Source organism: Nocardia sp. NPDC058058 (assembly GCF_042885355.1).
In the GTDB taxonomy this organism is placed as follows: domain Bacteria; phylum Actinomycetota; class Actinomycetes; order Mycobacteriales; family Mycobacteriaceae; genus Nocardia.
Window position 1 is genome coordinate 1,059,113 of record NZ_JBHVSA010000004.1, and the last position, 21,195, is coordinate 1,080,307.

20 protein-coding genes are annotated in these 21,195 nt (G+C 66.9%); 9 read left to right on the forward strand and 11 right to left on the reverse strand.

Annotated features, from left to right (window positions below; genetic code table 11):
* Positions 1-155 precede the first annotated feature (155 nt).
* Entirely contained in the window at positions 156-1,508 is a 1,353-nt protein-coding gene (locus ACFVUS_RS35950) for an MFS transporter (RefSeq protein WP_387777100.1), read from the forward strand.
* Here ACFVUS_RS35950 and fmdA read toward each other — a convergent pair.
* The 3 genes from fmdA to ACFVUS_RS35965 all read right to left on the reverse strand — a co-directional run bounded on the left by fmdA (position 1,493) and on the right by ACFVUS_RS35965 (position 4,233).
* Positions 1,493-2,746 carry a formamidase gene (gene fmdA, locus ACFVUS_RS35955; protein ID WP_387777103.1) on the reverse strand — a complete coding sequence of 418 codons (1,254 nt, stop codon included), beginning with the start codon at positions 2,744-2,746 and terminating at the stop codon, positions 1,493-1,495. The two genes, ACFVUS_RS35950 and fmdA, sit on opposite strands and share 16 nt — an antisense overlap.
* 15 nt (positions 2,747-2,761) lie before the next feature.
* Positions 2,762-3,040, reverse strand: a complete 279-nt coding sequence (locus tag ACFVUS_RS35960) for an FmdB family zinc ribbon protein (protein ID WP_387777106.1) — start codon at positions 3,038-3,040, stop codon at positions 2,762-2,764.
* A 98-nt stretch (positions 3,041-3,138) separates the two neighbouring features.
* A complete protein-coding gene (locus ACFVUS_RS35965) occupies positions 3,139-4,233 on the reverse strand; it encodes a substrate-binding domain-containing protein (RefSeq protein ID WP_387777109.1) in 1,095 nt (364 codons plus the stop codon).
* Between the two features lie 33 nt (positions 4,234-4,266).
* Here ACFVUS_RS35965 and ACFVUS_RS35970 point away from each other — a divergent pair, with 33 nt between their 5' ends.
* From ACFVUS_RS35970 to ACFVUS_RS35985, 4 genes are all read left to right on the forward strand, one after another.
* A complete protein-coding gene (locus tag ACFVUS_RS35970; protein ID WP_387777112.1) occupies positions 4,267-4,707 on the forward strand; it encodes a MarR family winged helix-turn-helix transcriptional regulator in 441 nt (146 codons plus the stop codon).
* Between the two features lie 120 nt (positions 4,708-4,827).
* A complete protein-coding gene (locus tag ACFVUS_RS35975) occupies positions 4,828-5,487 on the forward strand; it encodes a VC0807 family protein (protein WP_387777115.1) in 660 nt (219 codons plus the stop codon).
* Between the two features lie 124 nt (positions 5,488-5,611).
* The gene (locus ACFVUS_RS35980) at positions 5,612-6,100 is read left to right on the forward strand and encodes a VOC family protein (RefSeq protein WP_387777118.1); all 489 of its coding nucleotides are present in this window, start codon (positions 5,612-5,614) and stop codon (positions 6,098-6,100) included.
* On the forward strand, positions 6,097-7,554 hold the full coding sequence (locus ACFVUS_RS35985; protein WP_387777120.1) for an FAD-binding protein: 1,458 nt from the start codon (positions 6,097-6,099) through the stop codon (positions 7,552-7,554). The genes ACFVUS_RS35980 and ACFVUS_RS35985 overlap by 4 nt, the downstream gene beginning before the upstream one ends.
* Here ACFVUS_RS35985 and ACFVUS_RS35990 read toward each other — a convergent pair.
* On the reverse strand, positions 7,530-10,127 hold the full coding sequence (locus tag ACFVUS_RS35990; protein WP_387777123.1) for a DUF4132 domain-containing protein: 2,598 nt from the start codon (positions 10,125-10,127) through the stop codon (positions 7,530-7,532). The two genes, ACFVUS_RS35985 and ACFVUS_RS35990, sit on opposite strands and share 25 nt — an antisense overlap.
* 176 nt (positions 10,128-10,303) lie before the next feature.
* Between ACFVUS_RS35990 and ACFVUS_RS35995 the strand changes: the two genes are divergently transcribed.
* Positions 10,304-12,445: a prolyl oligopeptidase family protein gene (locus tag ACFVUS_RS35995; RefSeq protein ID WP_387777126.1), complete on the forward strand. Its 2,142-nt coding sequence runs from the start codon at positions 10,304-10,306 to the stop codon at positions 12,443-12,445.
* Positions 12,446-12,471: 26 nt separating this feature from the next.
* Here ACFVUS_RS35995 and ACFVUS_RS36000 read toward each other — a convergent pair whose 3' ends face one another.
* A complete protein-coding gene (locus ACFVUS_RS36000) occupies positions 12,472-13,101 on the reverse strand; it encodes a TetR/AcrR family transcriptional regulator (protein WP_387777129.1) in 630 nt (209 codons plus the stop codon).
* Positions 13,102-13,207: 106 nt separating this feature from the next.
* Positions 13,208-13,801, reverse strand: coding sequence for a TetR/AcrR family transcriptional regulator (locus ACFVUS_RS36005; protein WP_387777132.1), 594 nt, complete (start codon positions 13,799-13,801; stop codon positions 13,208-13,210).
* A gap of 114 nt (positions 13,802-13,915) precedes the next feature.
* Here ACFVUS_RS36005 and ACFVUS_RS36010 point away from each other — a divergent pair, with 114 nt between their 5' ends.
* The 3 genes from ACFVUS_RS36010 to ACFVUS_RS36020 all read left to right on the forward strand — a co-directional run bounded on the left by ACFVUS_RS36010 (position 13,916) and on the right by ACFVUS_RS36020 (position 16,752).
* Positions 13,916-15,256 carry a DUF3533 domain-containing protein gene (locus ACFVUS_RS36010; protein ID WP_387777135.1) on the forward strand — a complete coding sequence of 447 codons (1,341 nt, stop codon included), beginning with the start codon at positions 13,916-13,918 and terminating at the stop codon, positions 15,254-15,256.
* 5 nt (positions 15,257-15,261) lie between these two features.
* Entirely contained in the window at positions 15,262-15,954 is a 693-nt protein-coding gene (locus ACFVUS_RS36015) for a CDGSH iron-sulfur domain-containing protein (RefSeq protein ID WP_387777138.1), read from the forward strand.
* Between the two features lie 114 nt (positions 15,955-16,068).
* A complete protein-coding gene (locus ACFVUS_RS36020; protein ID WP_387777141.1) occupies positions 16,069-16,752 on the forward strand; it encodes a GAF and ANTAR domain-containing protein in 684 nt (227 codons plus the stop codon).
* Positions 16,753-16,766: 14 nt separating this feature from the next.
* On the opposite strand, the gene ACFVUS_RS36025 is transcribed toward ACFVUS_RS36020, so the two are convergent.
* The 5 genes from ACFVUS_RS36025 to ACFVUS_RS36045 form a co-directional block, all read right to left on the reverse strand.
* Positions 16,767-18,317 (reverse strand): MFS transporter, encoded by a 1,551-nt coding sequence (locus ACFVUS_RS36025; RefSeq protein ID WP_387777144.1) that lies wholly within the window; start codon positions 18,315-18,317, stop codon positions 16,767-16,769.
* 90 nt (positions 18,318-18,407) lie between these two features.
* Positions 18,408-18,821 carry a large conductance mechanosensitive channel protein MscL gene (gene mscL / locus ACFVUS_RS36030; protein WP_387777147.1) on the reverse strand — a complete coding sequence of 138 codons (414 nt, stop codon included), beginning with the start codon at positions 18,819-18,821 and terminating at the stop codon, positions 18,408-18,410.
* A 132-nt stretch (positions 18,822-18,953) separates the two neighbouring features.
* A complete protein-coding gene (locus ACFVUS_RS36035; protein ID WP_387777150.1) occupies positions 18,954-20,513 on the reverse strand; it encodes a BCCT family transporter in 1,560 nt (519 codons plus the stop codon).
* A gap of 97 nt (positions 20,514-20,610) precedes the next feature.
* Positions 20,611-20,940, reverse strand: coding sequence for a hypothetical protein (locus ACFVUS_RS36040; protein WP_387777153.1), 330 nt, complete (start codon positions 20,938-20,940; stop codon positions 20,611-20,613).
* Between the two features lie 11 nt (positions 20,941-20,951).
* Positions 20,952-21,167 (reverse strand): hypothetical protein, encoded by a 216-nt coding sequence (locus tag ACFVUS_RS36045; RefSeq protein WP_387777156.1) that lies wholly within the window; start codon positions 21,165-21,167, stop codon positions 20,952-20,954.
* Positions 21,168-21,195 lie beyond the last annotated feature (28 nt).

Below are 21,195 nucleotides of genomic sequence, written 5' to 3' on the forward strand. Positions count from 1 at the left end.
TCGCCGTGCGGCCCACCACCGCCCGGATAGCGGCCCCGGATCGAATCGCCGAGGTGGCGTGCCAGCCGGGTTTCGGGCCGCCGTGGGCGGGTACGTTCGCCAAAGGTTGCCAATTATTCGCTAATGGCTTGTCGATGCATTGCCGAGGAGGTCGGATGAGCACGGTCATCGACGAGGCGCCCTTCACCGGCTTCCATAAACGGCTCGCCATCGCGTGCTCGGGCGGGCCGATGTTGGATGGCTACATCCTCAGCATCGTCGGAACCGCGCTCATCGGCATGACCGCGGAATTGGATTTGAGCACCGGGGATATCCAGTTGATCGGGGCCGCGGCGCTGGTCGGGATGTTCGTCGGCGGTGCGCTGTTCGGGGTGCTCACCGACAAGATCGGCCGCGAGGTCATGTACACCGCCGACCTGGTGGTGATGGCGGCCTGTTCGATTCTGTCGTTCTGGGCCGAATCCACCTGGCTCATCGTGCTTTTGCGCTTCATCCTGGGGATGGCGGTGGCGGCGGACTATCCGATCGCCACGTCATTGCTGGGGGAGTGGCTCCCGGTCAAACAGCGCGGCAAGCTACTCGGCTTCCAGATCGTGGCCTGGTATATGGGGTCGGTGCTGGCGTACGTGGTCGGCTATCTGCTGCTGACCTTCGGCGGAAACGGCAGCTGGCGTTGGCAATTGGCGAGCGGTGCGGTGCTGTGCGCGTTCTTCCTGGTCGTCCGGCAGAGCACCGCGCCGGAGTCGCCGCGCTGGCTGGCGCAGCACGGCAAATCCGCCAAGGCCGCGGATATGGTCGAGAAATACCTGCACGTGCGGGTGGATCCGGCCGACCTCATCGAGGTGGACAGCACCGATAAATCGCACGGTTCCCTGCGCGAGCTGTTCTCCCCGCGCTACCGCAAGCGAATCGTGTTCTGCTGCGGCTTCTTCCTGTGTCAGGTGGCGGTGCTGTTCGCCATGCTGACCTTCGGCCCGCAGATCCTGTCCTCCTTCGGCATGCCCGAGGGCACCTGGATGGACACCCTCGGCACCGCCCTGATCAGCCTGGTCTTCCTGATCGGCTGCCTGCCCGCCATGCGCCTGATCGATACCGTCGGCCGCCGCCCCGTCATCGTCTGGTGCTTCGGCCTGATGATCCTGCCGGTGCTGTTCATCGGCGTCTGGCCCACCATGCCCGCCCTGCTGGGCTTCTTCATGCTCTGCCTCTACGCCTTCTTCTGCGGCGGCCCGAACGTGCTGGACTGGACCTACCCGAACGAGTTGTTCCCCACCCACATTCGAGCCACCGCCGTCGGCGTCGCCACCTCGGTCAGCCGCATCGGCGCGGCCCTGGGCACCTATCTGCTGCCCTGGTCCCTGGACCACTTCGGTATGGGCCCCACCTTCCTGGCCGCCGCGGCCCTGACCGCGGTCGGCTTCGGAATCTGTGTCTGGGGCGCACCCGAGACCAAGGGCGTCTCGCTGGAATCCGCCGCCAACTCGGGCGAGATTCAACGGGTGGCGTGAGGGGCTCCCATGCCGGGATCGATGCGCACCGGGCCGGAAGCCGTTGGCGCGATGGGGAAATCGAAGATGGCGGTCGGAATGTAGACGGTGGCACAGGAATTGGGGATGTCGACGACGCCGGAGAAGCGGCCCTCGATGGGGGCCGCGCCGAGCAGCAGGTAGGCCTGTTCGGGGGAGTAGCCGAATTTGGTGAGGTAGTCGATGGCGTGCAGGCAGGCGCGTTCGAAGGAGAGTTGGGAGTCGAGGTAGCGCTGTTCGCCGGACAGGGTTACCGAGGTGCCCGAGAAGGCAAGGTATTCGGTGTAATTGGGGCCCTCGTTGCCGGGCATGAAGATGGCGTTCTCGCTGACGCCGTAGAGCTCCATACCGTTCTTGATCAGGTCCACGCGCAGATCGATGAAGCCGCCCATCTCGATCGCGCCGCAGAAGGTGATCTCACCGTCGCCCTGGGAGAAATGCAGATCGCCGACCGAGAGTTTCGCGCCGTCCACGAACACCGGATAGAAGACGCGGCTGCCGCGGGTGAGGTTCTTGATGTCCTGGTTGCCGCCGTTCTCGCGCGGGGGAGCGGTGCGCGCGGCCTCGGCCGCGGCACGGTCGAATTCGCCTCCGGTGAGCGAACCCAGGATGGCGTCGCGCGGTTCCGGCGGCAGCGCCAGCGGCGGCACCCGCAGCGGATCGGTCGCGATCAGCGCGCCTTCGCGGGCATTCCATTTGGACAGCAGCGCCGCCGAGGGCGCGGTGCCCATCAGTCCGGGATGCATGATGCCGGTGAACTTCACCCCGGGCACATGCCGGGAGGTGGCGGTGTGGCCGCTGAAATCCCAGATCGCCTTGTACGCGTCCGGGAAATGCTCGGTGAGGAAACCGCCGCCGTTATCGGTCGGGAAGATGCCGGTGTATCCCCAGCCCTGACCGGCCAGCGGTCCCGAATCCTCCTGCGGGATGGGGCCGATATCGAGGATGTCCACGATCAGCAGATCACCCGGCCGCGCACCCTCCACCGCGAACGGCCCGGACAGGCAGTGCACCGTGCTCAGCGGCGCGTTCAGCACATCCTCGGCGGAATCGTCATTGTGGATAGCGCCGTCGAACCATTCGCGCACGTGCACCCGGAACTCATCGCCCGGCTTGACCGTGACCGGGGCCGGAATATCGGGGTGCCAGCGGTTGTGTCCGACGAACCGCTGCTCGGTGAACTTCTTGCGGGAATCGAGGGGGAACAACAACTCGGGCATGGGACTCCTTCGATGTCAGGGGCGGGGAAGCTTGCGATGCAACGGATTCCGGGTCACCGGTGCGCGCGAACGCCCGGCCGGAGCCCCCACCACGGCGGGTTCGCTCGCGGTGCGGGTGGTGGCGTCGATGAGCCGGGCGGCGGCGGAGCCCGGTCGTACGAACGCGCCGCCGCCCACCTGCCGCCGACTGCTGCCCGCGCATTCCGGACAGTCCGCGGCATCGGGCACCGCGGCCATGCTGAAGCTGCGATCGAAGCTGCCGCAGTCGCGACAGCGGAACTCGTAGAGGGGCATGACCTCTCATCTCATTATTTTCAAATGAACCTATTCCGTATGGAGACGATACAAAGCCGTCCGTGTCTCCGGGGCGAATCCGGCGGGTGAAATTCGTATTACGGAGTGGCGGAACGGGTATCGAGCTCGGCGAGCACGCTGAACTCGAGCGCGTCGGCATCGGCGAGGAAGACCGGCTGGGTGGTGTGCGCACCGCGCACTCGCACCTCACCGCGCGGTCCGCCGTAACTGACCCGCGCCGCATGCCTTTCGATCGCCCGCGGGTCCAGGCTGCGCGCGGCCTCGGCGAGCGAGGCGAACAACAGCAGTCCCTCGTAACAGGATTCGCCGATATTGTTCAGCGCCGGTGCGTAATGACCGAAGCGCCGCACATAGCGGCTGCCGAAGTCCATCCCCTCCGGGGTCACCACGCTCTCGAAATAGCCGGAGGCGGTGTGCAATCCGCGGGTGCTGTCCGGGCCGCCCGCGTACAGCACATCCTCGCCGATCATCATGGACAGCCGCAGCCGCCCGTCATCGAGCCCGGCGCGGGCGAACGCGCGATTGAAGGCGGCGCAGTCCGAGCCGACCATGAAGAGCAACACACCCTGGGCGGGCGAGTTCCGGATGAGGTCGAGCGCGCGGCCGAACCGGCGGCTGCCCAGCGGAACATAGGCTTCCCCTACCACCGAGATATCCGTCCCGACGGTGAATTCCTTTGTGGCCCGCGCGGTTTCCCGTGGCCACACATAGTCGTTGCCGATCACGCACCAGCGCCGGATACCCGACTCCGCGCGCAACCAGCGCAGCGCCGGGAACAATTGCTGATCGGGCGTCTCGCCGACCATGTAGACGCCGTCGGAATCCTCGCCACCCTCGTAGAACGTGGTGTACACGTACGGAATCCGGCCCGCCGTACGCGGGGTGATGACCTTGCGCGCATTGGACAGATGCCAGCCCACCACACCGTCGATCGCGCCGCCGTCCACCATGCGCCCGACCTGCTCCGCCAATTGCGACAGCGGCGCACCGGAATTCACCACGTGCAGCCGTACCGGACGATCCAGAATGCCGCCCGCGGCATTGATGTCCTCGACGGCCAGGGTGGCGCACGCCTCCGAGGACGGCCCGAACATGCCCGCGGAACCGCTCAGCGGAATCACGAGCGCGATATCCACCGTCGACCGGTCATCGCGAGAAGTGAAGTGGCCCATGGAAATCCGAACGGCGTTGTATATAGTGCTGAGGTGGACAATAGCACCGCCCCCACCACCCTGGTGGAGTTGGCGCGACTGGTGCGCCTGGCCGCACAGGAATTGGATCGCGCCATCGCGGCGTGCGTCGGTGACACCTCGGTCGGCCGCTGGCATGTGCTGGCCGCGGTCGCGGACGGCGAAGGTCGTTCCATGTCGCAGTTGGGTGAGGCCGCCCTGCTCACCGGGGCCAGCCTGACCCGGCTCATCGACGCCATGATCGCCGAGAATCTGGTGCACCGCCGGGTCGACGACACCGACCGCCGCCGCGTGCTGGTCTTCCCGACACCGCGCGGTGTGCGCGCCTACCAGACCATGACAACCGCCCTCGCGGACAGCGGCCTGGATCTGCTCGCCGTCGGCGGCCCGCGCCTGCCCAAGGCGCTGACCAGCCTCATCGGACACATTCACGAGGCCGAGTCCGCGCACGCGTAATCCGACAGACATGACAGTTGTCATGCCGGGGTCGTGATGGTTGGCAGATCTGCCGGGGGCCGAATCTCCGTAGCGTCATTTCCTGTAGCGCACAGTCGAAACCACAGGGGAGCAACCGCTATGACCGCCATCGAAACCACCACGGCCACCGCACCGAACTCGGCTCAGGGCCCGGCCATGCGCCGCATGCTCGCCCCCATCGCCCGGGATATCGCGATTCCGATGGCGATCTACTTCCTGCTGCACTGGCTGGGGTACTCCGATTTCGTCGCACTGCTCGGCGGTGCGGTGGCCTCGGCGGCGACCGTGCTCATTCCGGCCGTCAAGGCGCGCAAGCTGGATCCCATCGCCGTCATCGTGCTCATCGGCTTCGTCGTCGGCCTGGTCGGTTCGCTGATCAGCGGCGACCCGCGCATCATGATCGTCCGCGACTCCTTCGGCACCGCCGCCATCGGCCTGGCGTTCCTGATCAGCGCGCTGATCGGCAAGCCGCTCACCTACGCCGCGGTGCGCAAGGCGCTGGCCGGAGCGCCGGAGAAGCTGGCCGCGGTGGAGCACGCCTTCGAGACCAACCCGACCGCCCGGCGCACCCACATCAACATCGCCCTGCTCTGGGGCGCGGGACTTTTCGGTGAGGCCGCGGTGCGCGTCGTGCTCGCCTACCAGCTGCCGATCAGCACCATGGTGTGGCTGTCCACCGTGCTCATGGTCTCGGTCATCACCGTGCTCATGGTGATCACCGCCCGCACCATCAAGACGATGCGCAAGGCCATCGCGTAGACAGCATGATCGCACCGATTTCGGAGGGCCCGGTCCCATGGACCGGGCCTTCGTTCTTGTCCGGGTCGCCCCGCCGAATTCGGGTTAGGCTCCGAAGAAGTGGCACGGAGGAGTGAATACGACAATGCTGTCGACAGGACCGATAACCCAGATCGCCTGGGTCGTCACGGATGTGGCGCGGAGCGAAGAGTTCCTGGGAGCCGCGCTCGGCGCCGGCAAATGGACGCGCATGCCGGATATCCACTTCGGCCCGGACGCCTGCACCTACCGGGGCGAGCCCACGGATTTCACCGCGCACATCTCCCTCGCCTATAACGGCGATATGCAGTACGAGCTGATCCAGCCCGTGCGCGGCGACTCCATCTACACCGAATTCCTGGAGCGCGGCGGCCCGGGTCTGCATCACGTCTGCACCGAACCCGCGGACTTCGACGCCACGCTGAAAGACGCGGCGGCGCAGGGCATCGACGTGGTGCAGCAGGGAAATATGGGCGGGCAGATGCGCTTCGCCTACCTCGACGGCGCGGCCGCCGGGGTGCCCTATATCGAACTCGCCGAGGTCGGGGCGAATATGCGAATGTTCTTCGAACAGATCAAGAAGGGTGCGCTGTGAGCACGAGAGCGCCGGAAGTCGTCGCGGTGGAGTCGGTTACCGAATGGACCGCCGAATATGACGTGGTGGTCGCCGGATTCGGCATCGCCGGTGGCTGCGCCGCGGTCGAGGCCGCCGCGCGCGGTGCGCGGGTGCTGATCCTGGAACGCGCCGCCGTGGCCGGTGGCACCACCGCGCTGGCCGGTGGGCACTTCTACCTCGGCGGCGGTACCGCGGTGCAAAAGGCCACGGGACAGCAGGATTCGGCCGAGGAGATGTACAAGTACCTGCTCTCGGTGGCGCGCGAACCGGAACCGGAGAAGATCCGCGCCTACTGCGACGGCAGCATCGAACATTTCGACTGGCTGGAAGGGCTCGGCTTCCAATTCGAGCGCAGCTACTACCCGGAGAAGGCGGTCATCCAGCCCGGCACGCAGGGGCTGATGTACACCGGCAACGAGAAGGTGTGGCCGTACCGCGAGCAGGCCGTCCCCGCACCGCGCGGGCATAAGGTGCCGGTGCCCGGCGATACCCAGGGCGCGGCCATGGTGATCGAACTGCTGGTGAAGCGGGCCGCGGCGCTGGGTGTGGAGGTCTGGTACGAGACCGGGGTGACCGATCTGGTCGCCGACGCCGCGGGCGGCATTGTCGGCGTGCGCTGGCGACGCCCCGGCGAAACCGGTGCGGTGCGGACGAATTCGGTGGTCCTGGCCACCGGCGGCTTCGTCATGAACGCCGATATGGTCGCCGAGAACGTGCCCTGGCTGGCCGAGAAGCCGTTCGTGCTCGGCACCACCTACGACGACGGGACCGGGCTGCGGCTGGGCCTGGCGGCGGGCGGCAGCGCCCGGAATATGGACCAGGCGTTCGTGACCGCGCCGGTGTACCCGCCCTCGATCCTGCTCACCGGACTGGTGGTGAACAAGGAAGGCAAGCGTTTCGTCGCCGAGGACTCGTACCACTCGCGCACCTCCGCGTTCGTGCTCGAACAGCCCGGCGCGGCAGCGTATTTGATCGTCGACTCCGAACATATGGAACGCCCGATGTTCCCGCTCGCCCCGTTCATCGACGGTTGGGAGACGGTCGAGGAAATGGCCGAGGCGCTCGGAATCCCCTATGCGGCACTGCAAGCCACCCTGGACCGGTACAACGAGCATGCCGCGCGGGGCGAGGATCCGGATTTCCATAAGTACCCGGATTGGCTCGCACCGCAGGACAAGGGGCCGTGGGCCGCGTTCAACCTGACCCTGGGCAAGGCACTGTACGCGGGCTTCACCCTGGGCGGACTGCACACCTCCGTGGACGGAGAAGTGCTGCACGAGAACGGTTCACCGATTCCCGGCCTGTACGCGGCGGGCGCCACCGCGGCGACCCTGGCCCAGGACGGTAAGGGTTACTCCAGCGGCACCCAGCTCGGCGCGGGATCGTTCTTCGGCCGCCGCGCCGGCGCTCACGCCGCCAATCGCTCCAGCTGACGCAGTAGTTCGGAGGCGGTGAGCGCGTCGAGTTCGCCGAACTCACCGCCCCCGCACTGCACCGAGACGATGACCTGTTCCTCGGCCTCGTAGCTGTAGCCACCCTGGATGCCGGGGCTCACCGAGACGATGACCTGCCGGTTCACCCCGAACCGGCGGGACAGCGCGGAGTACCCCAACTCCCAGCCGCGCTGGCGCAGGCCATACAGCTTGCCGGTCGGCACCCTGCGATCGACGAAGCGCGGCAGTTCGTTCGAGGCCGCCTCCTGCGGGGTGAACCGGTACACCGGCCGCTCCAGCTGCTCGAACGGTTGCAGCAGTTCGTAATCGGTGAATACCTCCCGCCAGCGTTCCAGGTCGTCGCCGAGATGCAGCGGATGCGCGATGCCGACGTGGGCGTCCGCCGGTAGTTCGAGGCGTTCGTCGTCGATATCGGCGAGGGTGCCGTCCTGATCGACCCGGAACGAGCCGGTCACCGTCCCATCGGTCGCGAAGATCGCCCACACCAGCCGCCGCGCGAGCTGACCGAGCACCGGATGCTCGATGATCATGGTGCGCTGGGCGGGCGCGCGCCAGCGGCGGCCGTCCACCATGGCCGCCTCGAAACGCCGCAGCTGATCGGTGGTGACCGCCTTGAGCTCCTTCGCGAAATCGCGGAAGGACTGATAGGCCACCGGCGCGAGCTCCGGATCATCGGCCGCGGCCGGTTTGGGCATGCTGCGCAGGGACCGGCCGCCCGCCGAAATACTCGGCCGCAGTTCATGATCCAGGCCGACCTCGAATTCGCGCGGCCCGTAGTTCAGCCGCAGCGTGCTGTCGGCGGACAGGCCCAGATGCGGGACGACCCGATCGGCCAGCTCTTCCTCGCCCAGCCCGAGCCGTTCGGCGATGGCCGCCACCTGCTTCTCGGCCTCGGTGCGCAGGCTGTCGTACTTGGTCTTCCCGGCAATGGCATGCAGGTGCATGAGCGCGATCTCACCGCCGATGGCGGCCAGCACCCGCAGCCCCTCCACCGCCCGTGCGCTCCCGGACTTACCCGGCCAGGCATTGATATACGGGACCAGGCGGCGCGCGGTGTCGTCATTGCCGGTCAGCGCCAGCGCGTGCAGCACCCAGCCGTTCTTGGCCGGATAGGCGGCCAGCTGCCACGCATCGAAGATTGCCCAGGTGAATTCGGCCAGCGCGGCGGGTTCCACGACCGCGCTCACCTCGTCGATCCCGGGGTGATCATTATCGCTGCCGGACGCGATCAGCATCGTAATGAACCGGGTGGCAGCGGTTTCCGGCAGCACCGTATCCGCGGCGCGCAGCCTGAGCTGCGGTAACAGGTTGGGCACCAGCCATTTCGGCGGTTTCGGTGTCTTCTTCGGCGGTTCACCGGTGAGCGCGGGCGGGAGTGCCGCGGCATCGGCGTCGGGCAGCCGCTTGGTGCTCTCGAGCAACGGAAGCGCCTCGGCCACAGCGTATTCGGTGACCAGATCCGGGTACGCCGCCGTGTGCAACCGCAGCGTCCGGACCACCAGCGGGGTGGCCAGCTCGGCGGCCTGGCGGGACAGCAGTCGCATGGCGCGGCGTGGATAGCGGGCCGATGCCTTGTCCAGCGCGGCCGCGACATGTTTGTTGTCGATCCGGTTCAGCAGCGCCTGATAGGCCGCATCGGTCGGCGCGTGCGACAGCACGCCGGACAGCATTTTGATGTCCTCGGTCCAGTTATTGCCCGCCGACCAGTCGAACTGCTGCGTGATCATCGGCAGCACGGCGGGGCCGACCTGGGTCAGCATGCTGTACCGCTGCGAATCCGGGCTGTACACCGGCGGACCCGTGACCTCCAGGAATCGGTGCAGCTGGTTTTCGGTGGTCAGGCAGGAGGACAGCATGGTCCGGGCGCGACTGCGCGGTCCCTGACCGTCGGCCGCGAGATCCACCTCCAGCCAGTCCTGTTGATCGGGAACGAGATAGGTGCACGCCAGCCGTGCCCACACCGTGCCCGGATCCGCGCGTAGTTCCGAAAGCCGTTGCACCACAGCTTGATACTCGTCGTCCGGGATGTCCGCGAGGTGCGCCCGCAGACTCTGCGCCAGATAGTCGAAACCGATCAGATTGGGATCGTCCGGCGCGGCGAGTTCGAGTACGGCGGCCAGCCAGCCCTCGCCGGACCGGCGGCGATCCACCACGATGCCACGACTCCACACCACGGTCTCGGCCGTGAAGACCGGTCCGTGCCGTTGAATCCAGCTGTCCAGGAAGCACTCCCGCATATGGGTGCGCTCATCCTCGCGGTGCCGCAGGTCGTAGTCCGCCAGTGCCCACACCACCGCCGCGGCCAACGGTGTGACCGGGGCATCCGGTGCCTGGATGTATCCCTTGGCCGCCGCCACCGCCGCGCCGAATTCACCCTGCGGCGGCACCTCCAGCCAGTCCCATACCCGCGGGCGATATCGGGCCAGCACCGCGGCCAATTTCGCCGTCGCACCGGCCGGGATCTCCCGGGCCCGCACCGTATTCCGCCCCCGGAACGGTTCCGCCTTCGCGCACCACTGCGCGGGAACGGACCATTCGTCCTCGGTCGTCATCGCACCCTCTCCGCCGCGCTGTTCGGGCCCGGCACCTGATCCGATCTTGCCGCCCGGCACCGACAACCTCGATGCGACGGCGGCCTCCCGGCCCGGTGAAAGTGTCGGCTGCGCGCGGTAGTCTGCCCTTCGACGCTTCGCCCGGGGCGGGCGCATGATCATGAAACGGGGGATTCATGGCTCGTGCAGGCAGATTCACGGTGGGCGCGGGCCGGAACCGAATCGGCCGGCGGGGTGCGATAGTCGCGGCGGTCGCCGTGGTCCTCGCGGGCTGCGCCGGATCGGGGAGCTCGGGGGATGAGTTCCAATGGCTGGAGGAACTGGATTCGCCGCGGGTGCGGTCCTGGGTCGAGTCCGAGAACACCAAGACGCTCGGGGTGCTGGAGCAGGACCCGCGATACGCCGACAATTTCACGCAGGCCAAAGCGCTCGCCAATGCCCCGGATCGACTTCCCTCGCCCGAGTTCCGGGACGGCGCGATCGGCAATTTCTGGCAGGACGGGGACCATCAGCGCGGTATCTGGCGCGAGACCACCCCCGCCGATTACGAGGCCCCGCAACCACGGTGGAAGACCGTGCTCGATCTCGACGCGCTGGCCGCGGCCGAGGGGCGCAATTGGGTGTGGGAGGGCATGAATTGCGCGCCCGGTCGCGGCACGCGCTGCCTGGTGAGCCTGTCCGAGGGCGGTGAGGACGCGGTCACGGTGCGCGAATTCGACCGGGGCACCGGGCAATTCGTCCCCGGCGGGTTCAGTCTCGAACGCGGTAAGCAGTACATCTCGTGGGCGGACAACGACACCCTGCTGATCTCGCGGGAATGGCAGCCGGGGGATAAGACCGCCTCGGGTTATCCGTACATCGTCAAGAGCTGGCAGCGCGGGCAGCCGCTGGATCAGGCCGACGAGGTGCTGCGCGGTGATCCCACCGACGGGCTGGGCACCGCGCCGCAGGTGCTGGACGGCGGTGACGGCCATCGGGTCAGCATGATCGTGCGCCGTCCCTCGTTCTTCGAGGCGCAGTTCAACCTGCTCGTCGATGGCAAACCCGTCCGGCTCGCACTGCCCCCGAAGTCCGAGTTGGAGGGCATGGTCGGCAATCGGGTGCTGGTGCAGCTGAAGGACGACTGGACCACCGGCGGGGTGAGCTTCCAATCCGGTTCGCTGATCTCCCTCGATGCCGATGAGATGGCGCGGCATCCGGACGATCTGCGGGCGCGGGTGGTGTACATCCCCGGCCCGCAGGAGGCGTTCCAGTCGGTCATGACCACGCGCGGGCATGCGATCGTGACCTCGCTGTACGACGTGAAGGGCCGCGCCACCGTCTACACCCCGCAGCCGGACGGCTCGTGGACGAACGCCCCGGTGCCCCTGCCCGATAACGCGACCGTCTATGGCGTGGACGCGGATTCGCGCGGTGAGACCGCCTACCTCTCGGTCACCTCACCGCTCACACCCTCCACGCTGTGGAGTCTCGATGCCGCGAGCGGCCGCCTGGTTCCGGTGAAATCCGCACCGGCGCGGTTCGATTCGTCCCGCTTCGTGGTGGAGCAGCTGAAGGCGGATTCCGCGGACGGCACCAAGGTGCCGTACTTCATCGTGCACGCGGCCGATATGAAATACGACGGCAGCACCCCGACCATCGTGAACGCCTACGGCGGATTCGGGCTCTCGTCCACGCCCGGCTACAACGGGCTGCTGGGCAAATCGTGGCTGGAACACGGCGGGGCGTACGTCATCGCCAATATTCGCGGCGGCGGCGAATACGGTCCGGCCTGGCATGAGGCCGCGCTGAAGACCAAGCGGCAGAAGGCTTTCGACGATTTCGTCGCGGTGGCGGACGATCTCATCGCCCGCAATATCAGTACGCCGCGCCATCTCGGGATTCAGGGCGGCTCCAATGGCGGGCTGCTTATGGGCGTGCAGTTCACCCAGCATCCGGAACTGTGGAGCGCCGTGGATATCCAGATACCGCTGCTGGATATGGAGCGGTACGAGCAGATCGCGGCGGGCGCGTCCTGGGTGGGCGAGTACGGGTCCATGTCGGTGCCCGAGGAACGCGCCTTCCTCCAATCCATCTCGCCCTACGCACGATTGAAGTCCGGGGTGAAGTATCCCGAGCCGTTCGTCTGGACGACCAGCAAGGACGATCGCGTCGGACCGCAGCACGCGCGTAAATTCGCCGCCCGACTAGCCGCGCTGGGTGACCCGTACTTCTTCTACGAGGCCACCCAGGGCGGACACGGCGCGGGCGCGAACAATGACGAGAAGGCACACACCAACGCGCTCGAGTACACGTACTTCATGCGCCAGCTGATGTAGGGGGGTCGGCGGACAGACCTCGGGTCTCAGTCTCTGATGATCAGCGAAACCGCAATGGGGACAAGCATGTCCACCAGTTCGCTGACCGGGGGCCGCGGATCGGACAGCAGCCATTCGTGCGCCAGGCCGTTGACCGCGCCGATGAGTGCGCTGCCCGCCATCTCCGGATTGCCGCGAATGCGCGCGCCCGGTCCGGCGAGCGGTTCCAGCGCGTGCCGGATGACCAGTGTCCAGGCGTGCCTGCGGGCGCGGCGATGTTCCTCCATGGCCTGGCTGACCCCGACCACCTCCACGAAGGCGACCTTGGCCCGATGCGGGTTCGAGCCGACCGAACCGAGAAAGGCGGACAGCACCAGGGTTACGGTATCGATCGGATCCGGATCCGGTCCGAGGGTGCCCAGCGCCGCGGCGAGCGCGGCCGTCGCCTCGTCCTGAATCTGGTCGTAGGCGGCGACCAGTACGTCCTCGCGAGTGGTGAACTCCTCGTAGAACTGCCGTTTGGAGAGTCCGGCCGCGGCGCAGACATCGGCGAGGGAACAGTTGGCATACCCGCGTTCGCCGAAGATCTGGATCGCGGCGTCGAGAAACCGCTGCCGCCGTTCGGCTTTGCGCTCGGTGACGGCGCGCCCGCCGTACTGCCTGCCCGCGATGGTCACTGCCCGGCTCCGGTTGTCACTGCCCGCCCTCGGTTGTCACTGCCCGCCTTCGATTGTCGTCGTATGCGGTGGTCCGCATCAAAGGTAGCGGTGTCGAGCCCGTTCTTCAGCGACGGGGACGCAAACCGTCCAACATGTGGGTCACGGTCTCTTCAAATAATCCGTCGGCATCCTCGGCCGCCACGAAACCCGAACCCACGAAAGTGGCGAGCCCCTGGAGTGCTGCCATGGCGGAGAGGCAGATGCGCCGCGCGTCGCCCGCCACCACCTCGCCCTGCTCCTGACCGTCGGTGATCATGGCGATCGGCATGGCCAGCGCCTGCGCCACCGCCGCCTGGATGTCCGGGGTCTGTCGCTGCTTGCGCGCGAACATCACCGCCAGCAGTTCCGGATTGTCGATGGCGAAGCGCAGATACTCGCGTGCCACCGCGGTGATCCGCTCCAGCAGCGTGCCGTTGTCCGCGGCCTGCTCGAAAGAGGTGCCGAGGCGTTCGAATCCGGCCGCCGCGAGCGCGTCCAGCAGCGCCTGCTTATCCCGGAAATGCCTGCTCGGCGCGGCATGACTGACCCCGGTATCGCGGGCGAGCTGCCGTAGCGACAGGCCGTCGACCCCGGAGCGGCGCAGCAGCGACTCGGCGCGGCGTAGAAGTTCGGCCCGCAGGTCGCCGTGGTGATAGGAGCGCGAACTGGCTATGGACATGGTGCTTGCAGGATATAGGACACATCCGCAGATGTTGGCATTGACTACTTTGTTGTCAGTGCCTACATTTGGCGAAGACTTTCAGAGCGTGTCCGTATCGAATGGAGTGAGCCAGTGCCGAAAGATCCCGCGCCCTCGGCGATTCCGCCCGCGACCAAGCCCGGCGTCCCGCTGCGCGGCTGGATCGCGCCCGTCTTCGTGATCACGCTGCTCGCCGCGCTGCTGGGCACCATGTACCTCGGGTACACCTCGGACCCGGAGAAGAATCTGCACGATTTCCCGATCGCGCTGGTCAATCAGGATGACGGCGACATTCTCGACGGCAAGCCGATCAATATCGGCGATCAGATCGCCGAGGCGCTGATCGCGCAGATCCCGGCCGACAAGATCGATCTGCACGTGGTCGGCATCAGCGAATCACAGCATCTGCTGGCCGACGGCAAGGTCTACGGCGAGATCGTGATTCCCAGCGATTTCAGCAAGCGGCTGAGCATTCTGGCCACCGCCTCGGTGGTGCCCGGCGATGTGGAGCGCCCGGTGATCACCGTGCACACCAATCCGCGCGCCAGCACCTACGCCTCCTCGATCGTGCAGCGCATCTCGGATAGGGCCATGGCGCAGGTCAATACGACCGTCGGCACCCAGCTCACCGAACAGGTGAAGGCGAAGCTCGCGCCCGCGCCGGGCGCTGCCCCGACCGAGTTGAGCGGTGCGGCCCGGTTGCAATTGGCCAAGCCCATCGATGTGGTGGTGAGCCCGTACCACCCGCTACCCGAGGGCACCGGTCAGGGTTTGTCGGCCTTCTTCTACACCCTCATCCTGCTGTTCGTCGGCTTCAGCGGGGCCATGATCATTCACGCCATGGTCGACAATGTGCTCGGTTACGTGCCCGCCGAATACGGTCCGTGGTACCGGCACATCGCACCCGTGGCCATCTCGCGCTGGCGCACGCTGCTGGTGAAATGGGCCATGGCCGCGGTGACCGCACCGATCGCCTCGGGCGTGTTCCTGGGCATCGCCGAACTGCTGGATATGCCGATCGAGCACGCGTTCTCGCTGTTCCTGTACGGCACGCTCGCCATTACCGCCGTCGCGGTGACCGGACTCTCGGTGCTGGCCGCATTCGGTACCGCGGGTCTGCTCATCAATATGATCGTGTTCGTGGTGCTGGGCCTGCCGTCCTCCTCGGGCAGCATTCCCATCGAGGCGACGCCGCGCTACATCGCCTTCCTGGCGAATTTCGAACCCATGCACCAGATCTACCTGGCGGTGCGGTCGCTGCTGTTCTTCGACGGGCATCTGTCGGCGGGTCTGGGCACCGGCCTGTGGATGACCACCTTCGGCCTGCTGCTCGGCGTGCTGCTCGGCGCCGTCGCCACCCACACCTATGACCTGCGGGGTCTGTACCGACTCGGCGTGTCGCACCAGCCCGCCGAAGCGGTGCTGGTGGAGTAACCCGTATGCAGATTCGGGTTACCGAGAACGGCCCGTACCGCGTCACCGGCGGTGTACCGCTGAATCGGCAGACCATCGTCCCCGATGCCGAGGGCTACTCGCGTGAGTGGCGCGAGGGCGATCCGGTCACCACACCCGGTGAGAACTACAGCCTGTGCCGGTGCGGACATTCGGCGAAGAAGCCCTTCTGCGACGGCACGCACGCCAAGATCGGCTTCGACGGCACCGAAGTGGCCACGCGCGCACCGTATCTGGCGCAGGCCACCGAACAGGACGGGCCGGAGGTGACGCTCACCGACGCCCAGCCGCTCTGCGCGTTCGCCCGCTTCTGCGATGCCGACGGCCAGGTGTGGAACCTGGTCGAACAGCCCGGCGCGCAGGCCGCCGAGGCCACCAAACGCGAATCCGGTGACTGCCCGTCCGGCCGCCTGATCGCCTGGAATCTCGCCGATCGCACCGCCTACGAACCCGAACTGCCCAAATCCATTGGCCTGGTGGAAGATCCGGCCAAGAGCGTGAGCGGCCCGTACTGGGTGCGCGGCGGTATCCAGGTCACCGCAGCCGACGGCACCGATTACGAGCTCCGCAATCGCGTCACGCTGTGCCGCTGCGGGGAATCCCGCAACAAACCCTTCTGCGACGGCACGCACGCCGCCATCGGCTTCACCGACGCCCCCGGCGACGACCGATCGCACTGATCGCCTGCCACTGTGGGACTTTCGGCCCTTTTCGTTGCGGGACTGTGACGGGACCATGGGCGCAGGGCACCGAATTACTCCTCGCGGAACGATGAGTGTGGGGCGGTTCGAGGGATGGGTACACAGTTCGATCAGCTGACCGGGCAGTTCCTGCGGGCGGTTCGCGACGCCGGCGGCGGGCTGACGGCGGTCTGCGACGCGTGCGTGCGGGTGCTGCCGGTGCGGCGCGCCGCCATCGTGCTGCACGAGATCGACGCCGGTATGCAACCCTGGTGCGCCAGTGACGAATTCGCCGATCAGGTGGAACGGGCACAGGCCACGGTGGGGGAGGGGCCCGCGGTATCGGCGTCGGCGCACGGCACACCGGTGACGATCGCCGACTTCACCGCCGAATATGAGCGCTGGCCCGGATTCGCCGAAGCCCTTGCGGGCGTTGCGGTTTCCGGATCGCTGTTCGCGGTCCCGCTGCGGCTGGGACCGCTGCCGCTCGGTGCGGTGGACCTGTATCGCGATACCGTCGGCAAGCCCGGTCCGCGGTTGCTCGCGGCCGCCCTGCACATCGCGGATCTGGTGACCGCGAGCCTGGTGCTCGCCTCCGGGGACGAGGCCCGGCAGTGGGCGCAACCGCTGTCCAGCCGATGGATTCACCAGGCGGCGGCCATGACCAGCGGAGAACTCGGCATCGATATCGGCGACGCCTACGCCCGATTGCGCGGCTACGCCTTCATCAACAGCCTGTCCCTGGCCGAGGTCGCACACCGCGTGGTGGAACGCGAACTCCGCATAGAACCGGTGTGAGCGTCCGGGCTCGGTCAGTGCGCGGAGGTGGCGGTGAAGCCGCGCGGAACCAGCACCACGGTCAGCACCGCGACCGCCCCGACCAAGCCCGCGGAAATCCACGAGGTGGTGGTGAGCGCGGAATCATAAGCGTGCTGGGCGATTTCGAGCACCTGCGCCCCGGTCGCCCCGCCCACCTGATCCGCCACGTACGCCGCCCCGCCCACCGATCCGCGCGCGGTATCGAGCTGCTCCCCGGACAACGGCAGCTCCGTCATATGCGAGACGAACAACCGGCCGTGAATACTGCCCAGCAGCGCCACGCCCAAGCCGATGCCGAGCTCGTAATTGGTCTCCTCCACCGCCCCCGCCATGCCCGCCCGCTCCGGCGGCACCGCCGACACCAGCACCGCCGCGGCCGTGGTGATCGCCACCCCGTCACCGATGCCCAGGCACACCAGAATCAACGCGACCAGCGGATAGGTGGTGGTCGGAATGGCCGCCAGCACAATGAAACCCACCGCCAGCGCACCCAATCCGAAGCCCATCAGGAACCGCACGCCCACCCGCCGCAGCAGCCACGGCGTGGACAGCGACCCCAGCAGCGTCGCGATCGCCGCTGGCACCGTGCGCAATCCGGCCTCGGACGGCGTGTAGCCGTGAATGTATTGCAGCCACAACGAGATCAGGAACAGCGCCGCACCGATGGCGAGCATGGCCAGCAGCGTCGCCAGCGCCGCCGCCGTGAACGCGCGATTGCGGAACAGCCGCACATCCAGCAGCGGATCGGGAGAGCGCAACTGCCGATACGCGAACAGCCCGAGCAACAGCACCGCCGCCACCAGGATCACCAGATCGAGCGCGGCCGGATTGCCCTTGGCCACATGCTTGATGCCCCACGCCAGCGCCACGATGCCCAGCACCGACAGCATCGCGCTGAACCAGTCCAGGCTGCCGATCTGCGGTGCCCGATACTCCGGCAGCAGCCAGATCGCCGCGGTCACCGTCACCACGACCACCGGCACATTCAGCCAGAATGCCGCCGACCAGCCGAACGCCTCCACCAGATGCCCGCCGACCAGCGGGCCGATCGCCGCGCCCGCGCCCGCGACCGACGCCCAGATGCCGATGGCCTGGGTGCGCTCATGATCATCGGTGAAGATATTGCGAATCAGCGAGAGCGTGGACGGCATCACCATGGCCCCGCCGACCCCGAGCAGTGCGCGCCCGGCGATGAGCTGCGCGGGTGAATGCGCCATCGCGGCCACCACCGAGGCCGCGCCGAAGAGTACGAATCCGGCGACGAACAGGCGCTTGCGGCCGTAGCGGTCGCCGATCGCGCCGCAGGTGATGAGCAGGCCGCCGAGCACCAGGCCGTAGAGGTCGACGATCCACAGCTGTTGCATCGGACTGGGATCCATATGGTCGATCAGCGAGGGCAGCGCCACATTCAGAATCGTGGCGTCCATGGCGACCAGCAGCAGGCTGCAGCACAGCACCGCGAGCATCGCCCAGCGGCCGGTCGCGGCGGGATGCTCATGATCGGGTCCAGCCTGCGACAGCTGTCGCGGCGGAATGCGGCCCACGGTCCCGCCTCCTCGTTTCGAGTGCTCGGAGAACTAGCCAGCAACGCTTTGGCTAGCACCCTAGCCCCGGTCCGGGGAGGCGGTCGTGACCTACTTGTTCAGTGTTTCGCCCGCTTCGGCCTTCTGCTTGGCGAGCAGGTCGCGGATCTCGGTGAGCAGTTCCAGCTCGGTCGGATCGGCCTTGACCGCGGTCGGCTTGGACAGCCGGGCCTGCAGGTGCTTCATCGGCAGGATCAGCACGAAATACAGCACCGCGGCCACGGTCACGAAGTTGATCGCGGCGCTGATGATCGGGCCGAGCGCCACGAACGTGGACGGCTTGCTCGCCAGAATCTGGAAGCCGAGACCGAATTCGCTATTACCGCCCGCGGTCGCCAGCAGCGGCTCGATCAGCCCCTTGGTCACCGAGGTGACGATGGCGGTGAAGGCGGTTCCCATGACAACCGCGACCGCGAGGTCGAGCACGTTGCCCCTCATCAGGAAGTCTTTGAAACCCTTGAGCATGATGCAGGAATATCCAATCCGAGACGAATTCGTAATCTACTGTCTCGAAGTCTAAGGGCAGGCCGCACGGCATTTCGGACAAGGCGCTGACGTTTTTGACAGTCGTCACATGCTGGGCGGTATGTGATCTGATCAGCCGCCGCGCTCGGCTTTGAAGGTGCGCACCAGCGCCCAGCACATGGCGAGCATGACCACGCTGAACGGCAGCGCGATCAAGATCGCCACGGTCTGCAGCGTGGTGAGCGCGGCCGTACCGGTACCGCTGGCCACCAGTAGCGCGATGGCCACCGCACCCTGCATCGCGGTCCAGAATGCCCGACTCCACTTGGGCGGCTCCGGATTTCCGCCCGAGGACAACATATTCACCACCAGCGCACCGGAATCCGCCGAGGTGACGAAGAACAGCACGATCACCAGAATCGCCAGTCCGGCGGTGAGGCTGCCGCCCGGCAGGGTATCGAGCATGGCGAACAGCGCGCTATCGCGATCCGGCCCATCCGGCCCGATAAGTCCACCGCCGCCGAGCATTTCGCGATGCAGGCCCGCCCCGCCGAATACCGCGAACCATACGAAGGTCAGCAGCGTCGGCACCAGCAGCACCCCGGCCACGAATTCGCGCACGGTGCGCCCGCGCGAGATCCGGGCGATGAACACGCCCACGAACGGTGCCCAGGAAATCCACCAGCCCCAATAGAAGACCGTCCAGCGCTGCGTCCACGCGGTGCCGTCCGCCCCTTCGGTCGCACCGGTGTAGAGGCTGATCTTCGGCAATTGCTGGATGTAGGTGCCGATGTTCTGCACCAGATCATTGACGATGAACAGCGTCGGGCCCGCCACCAGCACATACAGCAGCAGCAATCCCGCCACGCCCATATTCGCCTGGGACAGCAGCTTGATGCCCTTGTCCACGCCGGTCACCACCGAGATGGTGGCCAGCGCGGTGACCCCGATGATCAGCACCACCTGCAAGCCCTTACCCGGTTCATGCAGCCAGCCTTCGAAATTCAGGCCCGCGGAGATCTGCAGGATGCCCAGCCCGAGCGAGGTGGCCACGCCGAACACCGTGCCGATGACCGCGACGATGTCGATGACATCGCCGCGCCAGCCCCGAATGCGATCGCCCACAAGCGATTCCAGCGACCAGCGAATCGACACCGGCCGTCCCTTGCGATGGATCGAGTACGCGATGGCCAGGCCCACCACCACGTAGATGGCCCACGGATGAATTCCCCAGTGCAGGAAGGTCTGCACCATGGCGGCATCGGCGCGCTGCGCGGACGTCGTTCCGACCCCGGGCCGGGGCTCGTCATAGTGGAACAGCGGTTCGGCCACGCCCCAGAACACCAGTCCGATGCCCATCCCGGCCGCGAACAGCATGGAAAGCCAAGCGCCCATGGAGTATTCGGCCTGCTCGCCGTCATCGCCGAGGTTGATATCGCCGAAGCGGCCCAGCCCGAGCCAAATGGCGAACACCACGAACAGCGTGACGATGACGATGTAGTACCAGCCGAAACTGCCGATCACATTGTCCTGGATCGCTTTCGCCTGCCGCGCCGCCAGATCGCGAAAGATGATGGCGTACAGCGTGAATGCCGTGACGACAATGGCCGAGGGCCAGAACACCCTGGGCGCGACCGCCACTCGGTGATTGATCGGAGCCGGATCGGACGAGGGTTTGCTCGGTGCGCTCACGTGGCTGGCTCCCTGTCGAGGTGGTGCGACGGTCCGAACTCCGATGTGCGACAACCCCGATGCCGAGCGCGGGGCTCGGCATCGGGGTTGCGGGCTGCTACTTTCCGACCTTGTTCTTCACGGCTTCGACGATCTCGTTGACCGCCGCCATGACGTCCTGGGCGGCATGTTCGAGGTTGGCGCGCACCTGTTCGAGGGTGCCCTGCATATCGTCGGTATTGATCTTGTCGGCGAATGCCTTCGCCATATCGGCGAGGTCGGCGGCGGCGCTGCTGGCTCGGTCCGCGAGTTCGGCGGCCGCACCGCTCGCCCGTTCGGCGAGCTGTCCGGCGGCCGCCTGGGCCTTATCGGCGAATTCCCCGGCGCTGCCGCCGATATCACCGGCCACCTTTTCGGCGGAATCGCCGATATCGTCATTCGTCGGCATATTCGGCTGCCCTACTTCGCGCCGCCGCCGAGGCGTTCCTTCATTTTGTCGACGAATCCGCCGACTTTCTCCTTGACGTCATCGGTCGCGTGCTTGAGGCGGTCTTCCATATGTTCCGCCATGCCCTCGGCCTTGTCCGCGGCGTCCTTGGCTGCGTCCTTGGCCTGAGCGGCTGCGTCCTTGGCCTTGTCGGTCGCGTCATTGACGTTGTCGTTGAAAGAAGACATCGAAACCTCCTCCGTGTGGTCGCACCCG

Bases quoted from the DNA above. Each gene is read 5' to 3' on its own strand.
- ACFVUS_RS35950 (WP_387777100.1), top strand. From the start codon at position 156: ATGAGCACGGTCATCGACGAGGCGCCCTTCACCGGCTTCCATAAACGG.
- fmdA (WP_387777103.1), bottom strand. From the start codon at position 2,746: ATGCCCGAGTTGTTGTTCCCCCTCGATTCCCGCAAGAAGTTCACCGAG.
- ACFVUS_RS35960 (WP_387777106.1), bottom strand. From the start codon at position 3,040: ATGCCCCTCTACGAGTTCCGCTGTCGCGACTGCGGCAGCTTCGATCGC.
- ACFVUS_RS35965 (WP_387777109.1), bottom strand. From the start codon at position 4,233: ATGGGCCACTTCACTTCTCGCGATGACCGGTCGACGGTGGATATCGCG.
- ACFVUS_RS35975 (WP_387777115.1), top strand. From the start codon at position 4,828: ATGACCGCCATCGAAACCACCACGGCCACCGCACCGAACTCGGCTCAG.
- ACFVUS_RS35980 (WP_387777118.1), top strand. From the start codon at position 5,612: ATGCTGTCGACAGGACCGATAACCCAGATCGCCTGGGTCGTCACGGAT.
- ACFVUS_RS35990 (WP_387777123.1), bottom strand. From the start codon at position 10,127: ATGACGACCGAGGACGAATGGTCCGTTCCCGCGCAGTGGTGCGCGAAG.
- ACFVUS_RS35995 (WP_387777126.1), top strand. From the start codon at position 10,304: ATGGCTCGTGCAGGCAGATTCACGGTGGGCGCGGGCCGGAACCGAATC.
- ACFVUS_RS36005 (WP_387777132.1), bottom strand. From the start codon at position 13,801: ATGTCCATAGCCAGTTCGCGCTCCTATCACCACGGCGACCTGCGGGCC.
- ACFVUS_RS36015 (WP_387777138.1), top strand. From the start codon at position 15,262: ATGCAGATTCGGGTTACCGAGAACGGCCCGTACCGCGTCACCGGCGGT.
- ACFVUS_RS36020 (WP_387777141.1), top strand. From the start codon at position 16,069: ATGGGTACACAGTTCGATCAGCTGACCGGGCAGTTCCTGCGGGCGGTT.
- mscL (WP_387777147.1), bottom strand. From the start codon at position 18,821: ATGCTCAAGGGTTTCAAAGACTTCCTGATGAGGGGCAACGTGCTCGAC.
- ACFVUS_RS36040 (WP_387777153.1), bottom strand. From the start codon at position 20,940: ATGCCGACGAATGACGATATCGGCGATTCCGCCGAAAAGGTGGCCGGT.
- ACFVUS_RS36045 (WP_387777156.1), bottom strand. From the start codon at position 21,167: ATGTCTTCTTTCAACGACAACGTCAATGACGCGACCGACAAGGCCAAG.